The sequence below is a fragment of the Sphingomonas aerophila genome (genome assembly GCF_014199305.1).
Classification (GTDB): Bacteria; Pseudomonadota; Alphaproteobacteria; order Sphingomonadales; family Sphingomonadaceae; genus Sphingomonas; species Sphingomonas aerophila.
The window spans coordinates 16,055-31,278 of the sequence record NZ_JACIJK010000007.1 but is presented as its reverse complement, the minus strand read 5'-3'; the positions used below and the strand labels follow the sequence as shown (position 1 = coordinate 31,278).

The window sequence follows — 15,224 nt, the reverse complement described above, 5'->3', positions numbered from 1 at the left end:
GATCTGCGGCCGCATAGCTTACAACCCGTAGGACAAGCGCACATACCCGAAGCGACCAGGGATGTCATAGGTTGTCGGGTCGAAGTTGTTGAGGCTGCAGCTGAAGCAGGCAGGCGGGTCCTTGTCGAACACGTTGTTGACACCCAGCGTCAGTGCCAGGCCCGTACTGAACCAGCTTGGCCGGAACTGCAGCTGGACGTCGCCATAGAGGCGGCTCCTCAGCTTATTGGCCGTCGCGTTCTCATCGACCGGGATCTCCGCGACGTTGTCGATGTAGCGCCCGGTAACGCTCGCGGTCACCGGACCCAGCGCCCAGTCGATCGTCGCAAGCCCCTTGAAGTGCGGATAGGCCTGGTCCGGTGCGCCGCGTTCCGTGCCTTTGTATTCGGTGGTGGTGAAGCCCTCGGTAGAGGGGGTGCGCTCGGCATATTTCAGCAGGTAGTTGCCCGACACATACAGCCCGAACCGGCCCGCGCCGGTGTCGCCGCTGCGCACGGTCAAGGTCGCGTCGATACCCTTGGTGCGGATGCCGCCCGTGTTGAGCAGCAGGCCGTTGATCGCAGTCACGATCCCGCTCGGTGCTCGGGTGATGGCGGCGCAGCTAAGCGCGTCGCCCGCTTGCGCGCACCGGCTGAGCAGCACCTGGGCCGGGATGGCCGCGATCGCCCCATTCACCTTGATATCGTAATAGTTCACCTCAAGGCTGAGCGCCGACAGCGTGCCGCCCCGTGCCCAACGTGGGCTGTACGCGCCGCCGAACACCAGAGTGCGCGCGGTTTCGGGCTGAAGGTCCTGATTTCCGCCGGTCAGAACCGGCAGCTGGCCGTTCTGCGGTTCTGCATAGCTGCCACTGGCCGGCACGCCGTTCGCGACGCAATTGGCACGTACGGTGGCATTCGACTGGAACAGGCCGCCCGTGGCGCTGGTGCAGGGATCATTGATTGTCGCGTCGAAGCGGGACTGAGCGCCGTACAGCTCGCCAATCGAGGGCGCTCGCAGCGATTCTGCATATTGGCCACGCAGAAGCAGGTCGCTGACGGGCTTCCACAGCGCACCACCACTGAACACGGTGTTGCCGCCAAATGTGGAGTAGTTGGAATGGCGTACCGCGCCGTTGAGCTCGAGCGAGGAGAAAGCGGGCAAGTCGCGCAGGATCGGTACCCGAACCTCCGCATAGACCTCGTCCACGTTGAAGCTGCCCCGTGCGGCCTGGGCCGGGATGTCCGCACCTAGGCCCGCCTGGATCACGGGATCCGGTGTGAAGCTGCCGAACTGGTAACGGTGTTCATAGCCGACCGCGAGACCGACCGGGCCGCCGGGCAGGTCGAACAGTTCGCCCGACAGATTGGCGGTATAGTCGTTCAATTCCTGCCGGCTCCGGTCGCGTTCGTCGAAACCGATGAAACCGAGCATTTCAGGAGTGATCGATCCCACGCCGCCAAAGAAGTTGAACGGAACGCAGGGGCCGGTACACTGGTTGACCGGGCCGATCGCCTGGGCAAGCCGGGCAGAGTTGATGTTGCCGGTGAACAGCTGCCGGGCATCGTTGAAGCCGAACACGGCGTTTGCGTCCCAATACCAGTTGTGGCCCAGCATCTCGAACCGGCCGTCGAGCGTGCCGGTCAGCGACATCGTATCGACGTTCTGCGAATAGGTCCGCTGCCCCGCCTCTACCAGCCGACGGAAGATCGCGGTGTAGTTGCCGCCCGGCGTCAGCGTGACGCCAAACGGGTTATACGGGTTGGTGGCATCGACCGATAGCGTGTCGAGCAGGTTGCCGTTGCCGACATCCGGCCCGATGCCGAGCGGCAGGTAAGCGGCCTGGTTTTGCGAATTCCGGCGATTGTACAACGCCTTTACCCGCAGGTTCAGCGCGTCGGAGAATTCAGCGCGCGCGTTGACGAAGCCGCCATATCGTTCGACCGGCGTCAGGAAGTAATTGAATGGCGCAAAGTTGTAGCGATCGGCGGCCGTCAAGGCCTTGAAGTCTCCGGTCGCCAGCGTCGGGTCATAGACGACCGGCCGGCCGATCACCGGACCACGCAGCGTCAGGTTCTGGCCGTTGACCAGGAAACGGCCGAGCGGCGTAAAGCTGGAGCAGCCCCCGATCTCGTCCGCGCAGCTTGTCTGGCCGGGATTGGGGAATTGCGAAATATCGCGATCCGTCGCGCTCACCGCCTTTTGCTTGGTATAATAGCCGCCGGCGACGATATGCACGCCCTGGCTGCCAAAGCCGTAGCTCAGCTGATAGTCCTGCGTTTCGCCGTCATTGTCGCCCAGGAACTGGCCATATTGTGCCGACGCCCTGAGGCCGTTCTGGTTCTGCTTGGTGATGATGTTGACCACGCCCGCGATCGCGTCGGATCCGTATTGCGGCGACGCGCCGGATTGCAGCACCTCCACCCGCTCGATCATTGATGAGGGGATGGAATTAAGATCAACGGTGGCGGGAATGCCGCTTGCGGAAGCACCATTCACGAAGCGCAGCCCATCCACCAGGACCAGCGTACGCTTTGGTCCAAGATAGCGCAGGTCCAGCACCGCCGAGCCCGCGCCGACGCCACCACCGTCCGGCGGGTTTCCGAAGTTGCCCGAACTGTTGAACTTCGAATTCAGCCCGCCCGATGAGGCCGGCAGCCGCTGCAACACGTCGGCGATGTTGGACAGACCGGTCCTGGCAATGGCGCTCTCGTCCACCGTGACAACAGGCGAGGGCTGGTCAGTAGGATCGCGGCGAATGCGCGACCCGGTCACCACCACGTCCTCCGGGGGCGCCTCGATTGCGGCGGGCGCTGTCGGCGTCTGAGGATCGGTTGCGATCTGGGCTAATGCGGGTGCCGACGCGAACACGAGGCCCGCGATGATCGCGGCACTCGAACCACGGACCAGCAAATCCAAGCGTTGCATCGTCTGTCCCCTCTTCTCGAACCGCCGATCCCGACGGCATGAGGAAAGTTAACCATGAAGCAGGCGTGACGAACAGCCGCATATTGCTGCACTGCAAAGTCCTACATGCAATGTGTGAAACCATGTTGCGCGACGAACACAGAATGGTGCAGCTTTGCTGCCCCGTCAGGTCCGAGCCCGCGTCGGGATAGCGCCATGGCATGGCTATCTCTGGCGGCTACGACGCTTACCCGGGCCGCTTGATACTCGCCCTTCAGTCACCCGTGTTGAACGGTCTCCCGACCGAAATCGTTCAAGCTGATCAACCCAGCGTTCCCGGAGAAGAAGCTTGACCAAGATCGCTCTTGTTGCCGGTGCGGGTGGCATAATTGGCAAGGCTTTGCTGGAGGAAATTGCCCGGACGCCGGGTTGGCAAGGGCTCGCGCTCTCGCGCAGGGAAGGAGACATCGTTGCAGATCTGAACAATGCCGAGGCGACGCGAACAGCCCTGGCCGGCGCGCGCAACGTCACTCACGTCTTTTACGCGGCCTATGGTCCAGGCGGCGGCCTGGCCGAGGAGGACAAGCGCAACTCAGCCATGATGCGCAATCTGCTTGACGGGTTAAAGGCGGTCGGCGCACCGGTCGAGCGGGTGGTGCTCTATCAGGGCGCAAAGGTCTATGGCGTCCACCTGGGACCGGTGACGACGCCCTTTTACGAGGACGAGAACCCGCGTCCGATCGGGCCGAACTTTTACTTCACCCAGGAACGCGAACTGCAGCGGCGCCGCGCCGCGGGTGGGCCGGATTGGTCCATCCTGCGCCCGGATGTCGTCGTGGGCGACGCCGCCGGCAACGCCATGAACATCGCCACGGTGATCGGCGCCTATGCTGCGCTGTCAGCTGCCGACGGCGCGGCGTTTCGCTTCCCCGGATCGCGGCTTACTTATGACGACTGTCTCGCCCAGGTGACGGATGCCCATGCCCTGGCGCGAGCAAGCCTTTGGGCGGCGACGGCCAAGCAGGCGGCGGGGCAGGCCTTCAACTATGTGCATCCGCCCTTCCGTTGGCGGCGTATGTGGGAGAAGGTCGCCGAGCATTTCCGGCTAGGGGTGGGAGAGCCGATCCCGTTCTCGCTCGCGACACACATGCCGGCATTGGAGCCCGTCTGGAAGGCGATGGCCAGCGACCTTGTAGAACCCGATCTTACCAGGACCGTTGGCTGGGGCTTTGGCGACTTCATCTTCGGCACCGAAGCCGATGTAATCTCCGACATGACAAAGATCCGCTTGGCCGGCTTCAGCGAGGATGTGGATCCCGTCAACGCGATGATCCGCGCCATCGAGCGCCAGCAAGCCGGACGCCTAATCCCTTTTATCGAGCACCGCTGATCCCGCCCGGCAGCGGCGGAAAACCGCAGGAAGGAGGACCTGTCCTGTGCGGGCCCGGCGCTCCTTCAGCAGGCACGAACGCTATTCCTCGGCAGATCCGTATTCCGATTGACGCCGCCGCTGCCCAGTCGCGCCACGCTGGTTGAGCGCCTGGCGTACGCGATCCAGCAGGTCGGTCCGGCGATACGGCTTGCCAAGGACGTCGAGGCCTGACGCCTTCGGCCCCTCGATGACAAGATCCTCGTTGTAGCCTGTCGTCATCAACACGGGCAGGTCAGGATCGATCGCGCCGATCTTGTCTGCGAGCACGATGCCGTTGATCCCGCCAGGCATCACCAGGTCGGTGAACAGCAGGTCGACGGACCCCGGCGGCATTGTCTTGAACAGGTCCAACGCTGCCTCCCCGGTTTCCGCCACCGAAACGCGGTAACCAACCTCTTCGAGGATCTCCCGTGACAGTGCCAGCACGTCCGGGCTGTCCTCCACCACCAGGATATGCTCGGACGGCACGAGGTCGTCAGGCCTGGCCAGTATCGCCTTTCGCTCTGGCTCCTGTGGCGGCCTGCTTTCCGCGGCAGCAACCGGGAAGAGCATTCGCACCGTGGTGCCGCGGTCTACCTCGCTCTCGATCTCCAACCGGCCGCGGGATTGCTGCACGAAGCCTGATGCCATGGCCAGGCCGAGGCCGGTCCCCTTCCCTGTCCCCTTGGTCGTGAAGAATGGCTCAATCGCCCGCTCCACGACGTGCGGGGGCATACCGTGCCCCTGATCCTTGATTTCGATCGAGATGTAATCTCCGGCAGCAAGCCCTCGTGCCGCAGCATTGCCGTTTAGGTGAACCTTGCCGGTCACAACCTCGACCACCCCGCCCTGCGGCATGGCATCGCGTGCGTTGATCGCGATGTTCAGCACAGCCATTTCGAATTGCTGCGGATCCAGCACCGCTTGCGGCAGATTGCGCCGGAGGCTGAGATGCAGTTCCACCTGCTTGCCGATCGCGCTTTCCATCATGACGGCAAAGTCGTTGATGCAGGCGCTGACATCGACGGGGCGCGGATCGAGCCTGGTTTTGCGCGCGAAGGCAAGCAGTTGCCCCGTCAGCTTGGCGCCACGCTCCGCTGCCCCCCTTGCACTCTGAAGGTAATGGAGAACCCGGTCGTCGGTTGCACGCGTGGTTGCCAGCTCGATATTGCCGTTCACGACCTGAAGAAGGTTGTTGAAATCATGCGCGAGCCCGGCAGTGAGTTGCCCCACAGCCTCCATCTTCTGTGCCTGCGCCGATGCCTTTTCGCTTTCCCGCCGACGGGTAACGTCCAATTGGCTGGCAAAGAAGTAAAGCAGATTTCCCGATGTGTCGTAGATTGGCCCGATGAACACCGCGTTCCAGAACGGCGTTCCATCGCGGCGATAATTCAGGATCTCCAGCGCAATCGACTCATTGGCCCTGATGGCGTCGCGTAACTGATCGACCAGTTCGCGATCCGTCTGGGCACCCTGCAAGAAGCGGCAGTTACGGCCCAGGACCTCCGACTCCTCGTAAAGGGTCAGGTCGAGAAAGGCCTTGTTCGCGAACACGATCGGATTGTCGGGCTTATGCGGATCCGTCAGGATCATCGGCATCCGCGTCATCTCGATCGCAGCGAAGAACACGTCGCCTCGGTCGTCGAGCCCCGGCTTTGTGATCGTGGCCTCACGCCAATGGTGCAGCCCACGGGTTTCGATAGGTTCGCGGGCACCAACGTCCGCGGCGCCTTCCGCAGGCACTCCGGTGCTCTGTCCCCGTCCGGCGTCATCCTGCCGGTGAAGCTGCTCATTCTCGTCCACGAAGATCCCCAACGCTGCAACGCGGCAATAGCGGGAATCCTCCCTTGCTCACACCATAAGTTTCAGACGCGGCAAAAGGTCCCGCGCACGTTCCCCAGTCAGCAGCGCAGGTGCCAAACCGACTGGTGGCGTGACCCGCGCACGCCCCCACAACGATCTCGCCTCGTGAAGCTCACCTACCATTCCGCATAGCTGCGGCACCAGAAACGTCGTTGAGGCGGCTCACCATAGCTGTTTCGTCGGCTCTACGGTGCCCCGTTATCGAGCCCTGTCGCGTTGCGGACTCCCTGGCTACATGCCGGCAGTACTCCCCATGGCCGCCTCGGCCTGCAATCGCGGGAATACCTCGTCGACCGACTTGGTATCGGGCAGCACATAAACATAGCCCCCCCTTCGTCGGAACATCGGGCGCAACAAGCTGCCGTAAAAGGCTTTGGGAACGTTGATGCATCCGAAGGTGATGCGGTTATCGTCCGCTTCCGGCGACAGCATGCGGGCGCGCCGCTTTTCCTTGGCGCCGACGTCCTTCGGGATCGGGTGCAGGGCTACCGATGTGGCGTAATCCACCCAGAGGACCCTTTCTCCGCCCACCGGGAGACCGAACTTAGCCAGAAAGCGGCCGGCTGGGGTAGTTTTCTCGGCCGGACCGAGGTCGGAAAGCTTCTTGCTGCCGACACCGGGACTTGCTTCATCGCCGGGGGCGATTCCAATCAGGACTGGCACCGCGGCAATCGGCTTGCCTGCAGGGTCGAACAGGAACAGCGCAGCGTTCGTCTTGTCGACCACCGCCCAGGGTAGCCCCTGATTGTCCCCGGAGGCGACCACCAGCCTCGCAATGCGTGCTGCTGTGTCCGACGCCACGATCGCCGGCGCTGCTTGCACCGTATGCGCTTTCGACTTCGGGGTTTTCGCCGCGTCCGCGAACGCCGCAGTTGGAACGATCAGCGAGAGCGCAGCTGCCGCCCGCAAAAGAAGGATCATCTATTCAGCACTCAATAGAGCCGGCCGCTCGGTAGAGCGGCCGGTCCAAGTCATACGCAGCTTGTCGTTATTGATGGTGAGCAATCAGTGGCGTGGCCGCCGAGCGCGGCTCTGCTCCTGCACCGTCAGCCGCTGTTCGACGCCGTCCACCCGGCCGGTCAGCTGATCCAGGCGCTGGCCGTTGGCCTGTGCCTGCGTGGATGCTGCCTGCGCCCCGGTCAGTGCCGACTTGGCCGTCGCATCAGTTTCCTGCAGGCGGGTTTCGAGCGCATCGACGCGCTGGCTCACCGGCGCGATCTGCTCGCGCACATAGCCCTTGGTAGCGCAGCCGCCAAGGCTGACCGCGCCGGCCGTGATCATCAAGACCGACACATATTTGGACGCAAAAACAGACATCACTCTTCCCACACGTTGTTAACCAACTGAAACAAAGAAGCTGAGCAGACTTCGTTCCACAATCCGGTTTTGCTGGACTGTGCATCTTCTCCGCCGGACCGAAAAGCGGTGAAAAGTCGTCCCGATTCTTGGTCGCCTCACCGCAAAGCGACGAACCGGCCGCTAGCCCTTTGGCTCGCGTGATCGGGGAGCGAACGGGTCGGTGGGAATATCGCCCGTGTCCGGGGCTGTTTCGTCCGTGCTCGACGGGGCCCGCTGAGCAGCTACGCACTTCTTGAGCTCAACGGTCGCCGGGCCGCTGCCGGCGAGGTTCAATCGCTCGACCGGCACATCGCCGCGCGCGATGTTCAGGAACTCCGACTTCGCAAAATAGGCGAGGAACTGTGCCTCGAAATTCGTGACAAACCCTTGCTTGTCGTCAGACGCTATACCGATGGCAAAATGCTTTGGGTACGCGCCGTGGGACAAGGCAAAATCAAGTTTGAGCCTATCCTTCGGCTTGATCGACCAGTTGGAATTGAGCACCGACAAACGGTTCCCGCCACTACGATCGAGGCCAAGAAGCACGGTAGTCGCTCCGGTGCGATTGAAGGTCTTTGTCACGAAACAGCCGTGCCCGTCCTTGCTCGCGGCGACCATCCAACCGGCCACATCCTGCGTCGCATAGCTACCAGCCGTCGCGGCAGCACTCATCAGCACCGCAGTCGAGCAGGCCAGCACGCGCAACACACGGCTTGTGCCCGTTCGCGTCAGAACGCCCGCCCATTCGCCAGCAGACTTCCTCGATGTATCTGTTGTCATGAACACCTCTAGAGCCCGCCTCTAAGCGAGGATCAAGCCGAGGGCCAAGGCCTCCTCCGTGGAAGGTCGTACGACCAACGCTGCGCGACGAAGCCGCGCTATCGCGAAAGCGGAGCGCATGGCTCGCTTCCTCCAGTCAACTAGATCCCCTCTGGTGAGACAAGCCGCTGCTGTTCCGTTGCGCGGTCGTCATTCTGCAGCACCTGCAGGAAGCTGCCGAAGGTTCCGTCCCCGACCACGGCAGCAGCAACTGACGCAGCTTCCTGTGCGCCGACGTGCGAACTTGATCGGCCGTTGTGTTCGTTGGCAGGCGTCACAAACCCTCGGCCTTATGCCGTCGCCAGCGTGCGGCCGAACGGGCTTGCCGGCATCTGTCGCGATCACGGCTCACGTACCTGTCGCCCGCGCTGTGCCGGGTAGCATAGTTGGCTTACCCAGGCCGGTCATCGAGTTCATTACTGCCACGTTGTCCCGGAACATTGAGCCCGGACCCAGCCTACGAGATCTCGGCTTGCGGACAATTCGCTACTGGCACATTCGATGATCAAGGTGGTCCCCAGCGATGGGCGGCAGTGCGCGAGGTGATCCTTGGCGCGACTAGCTACTGCTGATTTGGCCCGTTGGCCTTGGTACGGCGGATCTCCGGCCAAGCTTGGCGCGCGCTATACTCAACCACCTGACTTAACGGACTATATGGCGTTGGCGCCATGCCGAAGCCGAACTACATCGGGTTCAATGCTTCGCCTGACCAACCTGACCTTGCCCCTCCACCATGCCGACGAGGCGCTGCCTGCCGCGATCATTAAGCGGTTGCGCATCACCCCGCGCGACATCGTCCGCCATCAGGTCGTGCGTCGGGGGCACGACGCCCGCGACAAATCGAACATCCTCCTCGTCTACACGGTGGACCTAACGTTACGCGATGAAGCGAAGGTGCTCGCCCGGCACAGCAAGGATCGTAATCTCCAGCGAACGCCCGATACCAGCTACCGCCACGTAACCGCGGCGCGAACGGGCACGCCCCGGCCAGTCGTGATCGGGGCTGGCCCATGTGGCTTGTTCGCGGGGCTGATCCTTGCGCAGATGGGTTTTCGCCCGATTATCCTGGATCGCGGCAAGGTCGTGCGCGAACGCACCAAAGACACTTGGGGCCTTTGGCGCCGCAGCGTCCTGAACCCGGAGTCGAACGTTCAATTCGGTGAAGGCGGCGCGGGCACCTTCTCGGACGGCAAGCTTTACAGCCGCATCAAGGACCCGCGCCACCTCGATCGAAAGGTGCTGACCGAGTTCGTAAAAGCCGGTGCGCCGCCGGAGATCCTGACCGAAGCCCACCCGCATATCGGCACCTTTCGCCTGGTCACGATGGTGGAAAGCATGCGCGCCACGATCGAGGAACTGGGCGGCGAATATCGGTTCGGCACCCGGGTGGACGGGATCGACGTGCAACTCGACCCGCACGGCGTGCGCCATATTCGCGGGATCCACCTGCAAAACGGTGATTACCTGGAAGCCGAGCGGGTCGTGCTCGCCATCGGTCACAGCGCCCGCGACACCTTTAGGGTGCTGCACGAGGCGGGCGTCCACGTCGAAGCCAAACCGTTCTCGATCGGCGTTCGTATCGAACATCCTCAGTCCTGGATCGACCAGGCGCGGTTCGGAGCCAATGCCGGCCACCCGGTACTGGGGGCGGCCGAGTATCATATCTCACATCACTGCTCGAATGGGCGTACCGTCTACAGCTTCTGCATGTGTCCCGGCGGGACCGTCGTCGCGGCGACGTCGGAAGAGGGCGGCGTCGCCACCAACGGCATGAGCCAGTACAGCCGCAATGAGCGCAATGCGAACTCCGGCTTCGTCGTGGCGATCGATCCGGCACGCGACTTTCCCGGCGACCCGCTCGCCGGTCTGGCGTTGCAGCGGCATTGGGAACGCGAGGCGTTTGTCGCTGGGGGATCGAGCTACAAGGCGCCAGCGCAGCGGCTGGGTGACTTCCTGGCAGGACGCCCGTCTACCTCGCTCGGGTCTGTCGTCCCCTCCTATCGTCCTGGCGTGCAGGCAACCGACCTGGCCGAATGCTTGCCCGACTACGCCGTGGCGGCCATGCGTGAAGCGCTGCCGGTGTTCGGCCGCCAGATCCCCGGCTACGATCACCCGGACGTGGTGATGACCGGCGTCGAAACACGCACCTCGTCGCCCGTTCGCTTCACGCGCGGGGCGGACTTCCAGAGCCTCAACACGGCCGGCCTGTTCCCCGCTGGCGAAGGGGCGGGCTATGCTGGCGGCATCCTGTCGGCGGCAGTGGACGGCATCAAGGTCGCCGAGGCGGTAGCCACCAGCCTGTGCCGCCCCGCGTGAAGATCCCACACGCAGCCTTGCACCAGGCTGCAGGCCCGGCGCGCCTGACCCGGGTGCGAGCCGTTTGCGTGCACACCCGATGACATTGATCCTGTTCAACAAGCCATTTGGCGTGCTGCCCCAGTTCACGGACGAACGGTCGGAGACTGCCCGCCCGACCTTGTCCGGCTTTATCGACGTACCCGGCGTCTACCCGGCGGGTCGGCTAGACCTGGACAGCGAGGGGCTGCTTGTGCTGACCGATGACGGCCGCTTGCAGGCGCGGATCGCTGACCCTCGGTACAAGCTGCCCAAGACCTACCTCGTTCAGGTCGAGGGCGATGTGACGGAGGCCGCGCTCGCGACGCTGCGACGCGGCGTTCTCCTGAAGGACGGCATTACCCGCCCCGCCACGACGGAGCGCATTGCCCCACCCGCCCTGTGGCCTCGCGATCCTCCGGTCCGCTTCCGAAAAACCGTACCTGATTGCTGGCTGACGCTGACGATCAGCGAAGGGCGGAACCGCCAGGTGCGCAGGATGACTGCCGCGATCGGTCACCCTACCTTGCGGCTGGTACGGTGGAGCGTCGGCGATTGGACGCTCGACGGATTGGCACCTGGAGAATGGAAGCGGGCCTGAGACCGCAGTGTTCCGGCTGACTGCCTAACGAGCTTATGCCGGACCTCTGGAAAGGCAACGGGACCTTCGGCAAGTGAGTGCAAGCACGCTTTTAAGGGGCTAAGGAGCCCGGCCACAGGGCGCGGCCGTCCTTTGAAGGTCGGCATAAGGAGATGATCAATGGCTGACCTGTACCTCAAGGCGCTGGAGTCCGAGCGCAAAAAGCTGTGGGCAGAGTGCCGCCTGAAGGGCCTGGCGAAAGGCACGCCGGAACGGCTCCGCATCGAGGAGCTCGACCGGCTGTTGGCCGAGCACAAGGCCAAACGCGCGAGCTGAGCGCCAGCATCGGTCAAGTTCTTCGGGCAACGCTCGCCCCGCGGCAACCTGAGCGTGCCAAGGCTAGGTCGGGTGACCGCCTCTCGTCGCACATACAGCGCTGTTCAACAGCGGCCCGGCAGACCCCCGAACCGCCCTGACGCAAGTGGTCTTCGACTTTCGTTGACGGCCGCGACAGCGGGGCCCAAGCCGCCGCTCACTCTTTCAAATTGCTCTTATCCGATTGGATCACATTCGAATGCGCTTGCCTCGCTTCCTTGATAGTACCGCGAGCGACATGGCCATCGACCTGGGTACGGTAAACACGATCGTTTACCTCCGGCATCAAGGCATTGTGCTGAATGAGCCTTCAGTTGTGGCCCTTGAGACGATCAACGGCACCATCAAGGTTCGGGCAGTCGGCGCAGAGGCAAAGCTCATGATGGGCAAAACGCCGGAGGGCACGCAGACGATACGGCCCATGCGCGATGGCGTGATCGCCGATATTGATGTGGCCGAGCAGATGATCGGCCATTTCATGCGAAAAGCCCAGGGGAGTTCCAGCAAGCTGCGGCGCAGGCCGACCGTCGCGATCTGCATACCGTCCGGCGCAACCCAGGTTGAGCGCCGGGCGATCAGGCAGGCTGCATCGAGCGCGGGGGCCGGACGCGTGATGCTGATCGAGGAACCCCTGGCTGCGGCTATCGGAGCGGGCCTTCCCGTGACCGAACCGGTCGGTGCAATGATTGTCGACATTGGCGGTGGCACTACCGAGGTGGCCGTTTTGTCCCTGCGCGGACTTGCATACAGCAACTCTGCCAGGGTCGGCGGAGACAAGATCGACGAAGCAATCGTGTCCAGCATCCGTCGGCGGCACAATTTGTTGGTAGGCGAGGCGACGGCGGAGCGCATCAAGTTCACGATCGGCATCGCTCACCTGCCGGAAGACGGTCGCGGCGACGTGATGATGGTCAGCGGCCTGGACACGGTGGCGGGCATCCCGCGCGAGATCGAGGTGAGCCAGCAGGATATCGCCGGGTTGATCGCCGACCTAGTCAATCAGATCGTTGAAACCGTCCTCGTTGCGCTCGAGCAAACGGCGCCCGAACTGGCGTCGGACATTTGCGACCGGGGCATCGTCATGACCGGGGGTGGATCGCTGCTGCGGGGCATCGACGGCGTCCTGGCCCGCGCAACCGGTCTGCCAATCACCGTTGCCGAGAACGCGCTTGCTGCCGTAGCGCTTGGGGCGGGCCGTGCGCTGGAAGATCCCGTTTACGATGGTCTGATGAGCACGACGTGAGGGCTTCGATCCGTGGGTCGCGCCGCTAGGGGCCAGATGGTACCTAGCAGCCCCCCGCGGCAGACGCGGCGGACACTGGAGATTCCTTCGCCGGCCCCGCTGATTCCCAAGGACTCAGCAGCGTCAGATCAGGATGTCGTCGCCACGCTGATCGTTGAGGCCGCGCTCGGCATAACGGTCGATGACGGCTGCCACCCGCTCCCAGAATCGCGCGGCTTCCATGTCCAGGTCTCGAACGGCCTGGACGATGAAGTCGAGGACGACTTGCCTCGCGCGACCGCCATACCTGCGGTGCAAGGTCGTGGCTTGGCGCTCCGGGTCAAACGTGGTCATCGGTAATCCGCTTCGATCTACAGGCGGCGTGCCGTGAATCAGGTTTCGCGTTTCCGCCAGCCCAGGCCGGCAAGACCTGATGCAGGATAAGCCGGACTGAGTCGCGAACGCGCCGAACGGAGGACGTTGGTGCAGGATGTGATGTCGGCGGCCTCCGTAGGCGAAAGCGGACGGTCGACGCGGCCCGATGGCGCGCTTTCGCGAAAGCGCACCAGTTCGGCGCCTTCAATCCGTCCTTCTTGGTTAACGCCTGAGTTGCCCGGCGTCCGGTGGCCGATGCTGTCGGGCTTCTGCTGGACCCTCCGCATCCTTCAGCACGGCAAGCATGCTGTAGAACGTCCCGTCCGACGCGGCAGGAAAGGCGTCCCGCAGCGGCGGCCCGAAGTGGTCCACCGCAACATCAACGCTTCTCATCGTGCCCTGCTCATCTTCGAAAAGCCCCACCTCTACCTCGGAAGAGACGTGGTTAATGCCTTATGGTCAACAATTTATTGCGAATGCTTGCGTTAGAAGTCGAACCAGCAACGGGAGCTGCCGACAATTGTAAAAGAAAAACGAGGAACGACGTCAACGCAGGGCAGTTGCTCCCGTCACGTTCTGTCGGACGTAACTCATGCTTTCGAGTCTCCGGGAACAATGCTCCAGATCACTTACCACAGCAGAGCTGAAGCATCGTTTGCGCGCAGCGACTTCGCGTCACTGCTCAGCCAGTGTCAGCGCCACAACCAGCGGGACAGCATATCTGGCCTATTGCTCTACGACGGCTCTCGTTTCCTTCAGGCGTTTGAAGGACCGCGTGATCTAGTGGATCGGTGCATGTCGCGCATCTCGTTGGACGCCAGGCATACCGCCGTCCACGTTCATAGTCGCAGGCTCATCACGGAACGCGAATTTGGCACATTCGCGATGACCACCATCTCTCAAGGGGAAAATTCGCCTGACCACCTGCTTGACGAGGTGAAAGGATTGATCGCGGGCGTGGCATCACCACGGCTTCAAGCACTCTTCATTGGGTTTGCCGCCATGAGACGGCCGCTGCTCTAAGGCCGATAAACGGCCGAGGCGCCCCGGATGGCTGACGCGGAGGTCCAGCGATGGTGTCGAGCTGGACCAGGCAGGACGCAGGCTGTTGCGTCGAGCGACGCTGTCGGCACCGACTGGATCCTTGGGCCTTCAGGGCGTCTCCAGGCGGCAAACTTTCAGCTAGCAGGGTGCGGTCTAGGTTGAGAGCGCGATGAGCGAAGCTCCAGAAGCATGGGATAGTCAACAGGTCCGCATATGGCTCGAAAGTCGGCTGGCGGCAGCAAGGCTTGATCAAGCGGCGGCCGACAAGCGCGGGTATGAGGCTCGTGACGACTATGACAAGGCGGCAGCCGAAGAATGGGTCTGCCGAACCCTGATGGCCGGCCGGCGAACCGATGATCAGGCCGCGTTCGCTACGCAGATCAAGGAAATGTCTGCACAGGATGAATACAACATGACGGGCATATATGACGATCGTCGGTTCGATCGGCACGTCCGGGCCAACCTCCGCAAGCTTGCCAAGATGACCAAGACAAATCAGGGTTTTACGAACACATCACGCTATCAGGGGTGACGCACCGGCGGGTGCGCAAGTCTCTAGAACAAGAAAGATCAGCAGGGCATGGCCCGCAGACATTCAAGACAGGACCCTTGTGCAGACCTGCATCCCGAGGACGACGCTCCTGCGGCAGCCCCCGCTTGCTGGCTATGTGGCAGGCCCACGGGCAAGACAATCGTCTGGCACCATCCCGTGCCCAAGAGCCGAGGCGGACGCGATGTTGTTCCCATGCACCCGATCTGCCAGCAGACATTAATCACCAACTTCACCAATTCCGAACTTCAGCGCCATGGGACGAATGTGGAGATCCTGTTGGCCAACCCTAACATTCGCAAATTCGTGGACTGGGTTGCGAAAAAGGATCCAGATTTCACCGCGACCATCGCCAAAAAGCAGCGCTAATCAGGTCGGCATCCGGATCCGGCCGCGCAGGACGTCGCTTGCGCTCCTGAGGTGCGGG

Annotated in this window: 15 protein-coding genes; 8 read left to right on the top strand and 7 right to left on the bottom strand. The window is 62.9% G+C overall.

All coding sequences use genetic code 11. The annotated features are described in order from the left end of the window. Positions 1–18 precede the first annotated feature (18 nt). The gene (locus FHS94_RS11790) at positions 19–2,907 is read right to left on the bottom strand and encodes a TonB-dependent receptor domain-containing protein (RefSeq protein ID WP_184058072.1); all 2,889 of its coding nucleotides are present in this window, start codon (positions 2,905–2,907) and stop codon (positions 19–21) included. Positions 2,908–3,235: 328 nt separating this feature from the next. On the opposite strand from FHS94_RS11790, the gene FHS94_RS11785 reads away from it, so the two are divergent. Continuing rightward, positions 3,236–4,276: an NAD-dependent epimerase/dehydratase family protein gene (locus FHS94_RS11785; protein ID WP_184058070.1), complete on the top strand. Its 1,041-nt coding sequence runs from the start codon at positions 3,236–3,238 to the stop codon at positions 4,274–4,276. 81 nt (positions 4,277–4,357) lie between these two features. Here FHS94_RS11785 and FHS94_RS11780 read toward each other — a convergent pair whose 3' ends face one another. The 4 genes from FHS94_RS11780 to FHS94_RS11765 all read right to left on the bottom strand — a co-directional run bounded on the left by FHS94_RS11780 (position 4,358) and on the right by FHS94_RS11765 (position 8,206). Beyond that, positions 4,358–6,112 carry a histidine kinase famiy protein gene (locus FHS94_RS11780; protein ID WP_221234736.1) on the bottom strand — a complete coding sequence of 585 codons (1,755 nt, stop codon included), beginning with the start codon at positions 6,110–6,112 and terminating at the stop codon, positions 4,358–4,360. A 279-nt stretch (positions 6,113–6,391) separates the two neighbouring features. Continuing rightward, positions 6,392–7,081: a hypothetical protein gene (locus tag FHS94_RS11775; protein ID WP_184058065.1), complete on the bottom strand. Its 690-nt coding sequence runs from the start codon at positions 7,079–7,081 to the stop codon at positions 6,392–6,394. A gap of 84 nt (positions 7,082–7,165) precedes the next feature. Continuing rightward, positions 7,166–7,477 carry a hypothetical protein gene (locus tag FHS94_RS11770; protein WP_184058063.1) on the bottom strand — a complete coding sequence of 104 codons (312 nt, stop codon included), beginning with the start codon at positions 7,475–7,477 and terminating at the stop codon, positions 7,166–7,168. Positions 7,478–7,639: 162 nt separating this feature from the next. Next, complete coding sequence (locus FHS94_RS11765) at positions 7,640–8,206, bottom strand: hypothetical protein (protein ID WP_343055261.1); 567 nt, start codon at positions 8,204–8,206, stop codon at positions 7,640–7,642. 807 nt (positions 8,207–9,013) lie between these two features. Here FHS94_RS11765 and FHS94_RS11760 point away from each other — a divergent pair. The 4 genes from FHS94_RS11760 (at position 9,014) to FHS94_RS11745 (ending at position 12,849) form a co-directional block, all read left to right on the top strand. Further along, a complete protein-coding gene (locus FHS94_RS11760; RefSeq protein WP_184058061.1) occupies positions 9,014–10,633 on the top strand; it encodes an NAD(P)/FAD-dependent oxidoreductase in 1,620 nt (539 codons plus the stop codon). A gap of 79 nt (positions 10,634–10,712) precedes the next feature. Beyond that, a complete protein-coding gene (locus FHS94_RS11755; RefSeq protein WP_184058059.1) occupies positions 10,713–11,252 on the top strand; it encodes a pseudouridine synthase in 540 nt (179 codons plus the stop codon). Positions 11,253–11,411: 159 nt separating this feature from the next. Beyond that, entirely contained in the window at positions 11,412–11,567 is a 156-nt protein-coding gene (locus FHS94_RS11750) for a hypothetical protein (RefSeq protein WP_184058057.1), read from the top strand. A 238-nt stretch (positions 11,568–11,805) separates the two neighbouring features. After that, positions 11,806–12,849 carry a rod shape-determining protein gene (locus tag FHS94_RS11745; RefSeq protein WP_184058054.1) on the top strand — a complete coding sequence of 348 codons (1,044 nt, stop codon included), beginning with the start codon at positions 11,806–11,808 and terminating at the stop codon, positions 12,847–12,849. 123 nt (positions 12,850–12,972) lie between these two features. Here the strand turns inward: FHS94_RS11745 and FHS94_RS11740 are convergent, their stop codons facing one another. After that, entirely contained in the window at positions 12,973–13,182 is a 210-nt protein-coding gene (locus tag FHS94_RS11740) for a hypothetical protein (RefSeq protein ID WP_184058052.1), read from the bottom strand. Positions 13,183–13,425: 243 nt separating this feature from the next. Beyond that, positions 13,426–13,596 (bottom strand): hypothetical protein, encoded by a 171-nt coding sequence (locus FHS94_RS11735; RefSeq protein ID WP_184058050.1) that lies wholly within the window; start codon positions 13,594–13,596, stop codon positions 13,426–13,428. Between the two features lie 222 nt (positions 13,597–13,818). On the opposite strand from FHS94_RS11735, the gene FHS94_RS11730 reads away from it, so the two are divergent. The 3 genes from FHS94_RS11730 to FHS94_RS11720 all read left to right on the top strand — a co-directional run bounded on the left by FHS94_RS11730 (position 13,819) and on the right by FHS94_RS11720 (position 15,166). Then, positions 13,819–14,226, top strand: coding sequence for a BLUF domain-containing protein (locus FHS94_RS11730; protein WP_184058049.1), 408 nt, complete (start codon positions 13,819–13,821; stop codon positions 14,224–14,226). Positions 14,227–14,416: 190 nt separating this feature from the next. Further along, entirely contained in the window at positions 14,417–14,779 is a 363-nt protein-coding gene (locus FHS94_RS11725; RefSeq protein WP_184058047.1) for a hypothetical protein, read from the top strand. Positions 14,780–14,827: 48 nt separating this feature from the next. Further along, complete coding sequence (locus tag FHS94_RS11720; RefSeq protein ID WP_184058045.1) at positions 14,828–15,166, top strand: hypothetical protein; 339 nt, start codon at positions 14,828–14,830, stop codon at positions 15,164–15,166. Positions 15,167–15,224 lie beyond the last annotated feature (58 nt).

Excerpts from the sequence above, each read along its gene's own strand:
- FHS94_RS11735 (WP_184058050.1), bottom strand. The coding sequence starts at position 13,596 with ATGAGAAGCGTTGATGTTGCGGTGGACCACTTCGGGCCGCCGCTGCGG.
- FHS94_RS11740 (WP_184058052.1), bottom strand. The coding sequence starts at position 13,182 with ATGACCACGTTTGACCCGGAGCGCCAAGCCACGACCTTGCACCGCAGG.
- FHS94_RS11760 (WP_184058061.1), top strand. The coding sequence starts at position 9,014 with ATGCTTCGCCTGACCAACCTGACCTTGCCCCTCCACCATGCCGACGAG.
- FHS94_RS11775 (WP_184058065.1), bottom strand. The coding sequence starts at position 7,081 with ATGATCCTTCTTTTGCGGGCGGCAGCTGCGCTCTCGCTGATCGTTCCA.
- FHS94_RS11725 (WP_184058047.1), top strand. The coding sequence starts at position 14,417 with ATGAGCGAAGCTCCAGAAGCATGGGATAGTCAACAGGTCCGCATATGG.
- FHS94_RS11790 (WP_184058072.1), bottom strand. The coding sequence starts at position 2,907 with ATGCAACGCTTGGATTTGCTGGTCCGTGGTTCGAGTGCCGCGATCATC.
- FHS94_RS11755 (WP_184058059.1), top strand. The coding sequence starts at position 10,713 with ATGACATTGATCCTGTTCAACAAGCCATTTGGCGTGCTGCCCCAGTTC.
- FHS94_RS11745 (WP_184058054.1), top strand. The coding sequence starts at position 11,806 with ATGCGCTTGCCTCGCTTCCTTGATAGTACCGCGAGCGACATGGCCATC.
- FHS94_RS11730 (WP_184058049.1), top strand. The coding sequence starts at position 13,819 with ATGCTCCAGATCACTTACCACAGCAGAGCTGAAGCATCGTTTGCGCGC.
- FHS94_RS11750 (WP_184058057.1), top strand. The coding sequence starts at position 11,412 with ATGGCTGACCTGTACCTCAAGGCGCTGGAGTCCGAGCGCAAAAAGCTG.
- FHS94_RS11770 (WP_184058063.1), bottom strand. The coding sequence starts at position 7,477 with ATGTCTGTTTTTGCGTCCAAATATGTGTCGGTCTTGATGATCACGGCC.
- FHS94_RS11720 (WP_184058045.1), top strand. The coding sequence starts at position 14,828 with ATGGCCCGCAGACATTCAAGACAGGACCCTTGTGCAGACCTGCATCCC.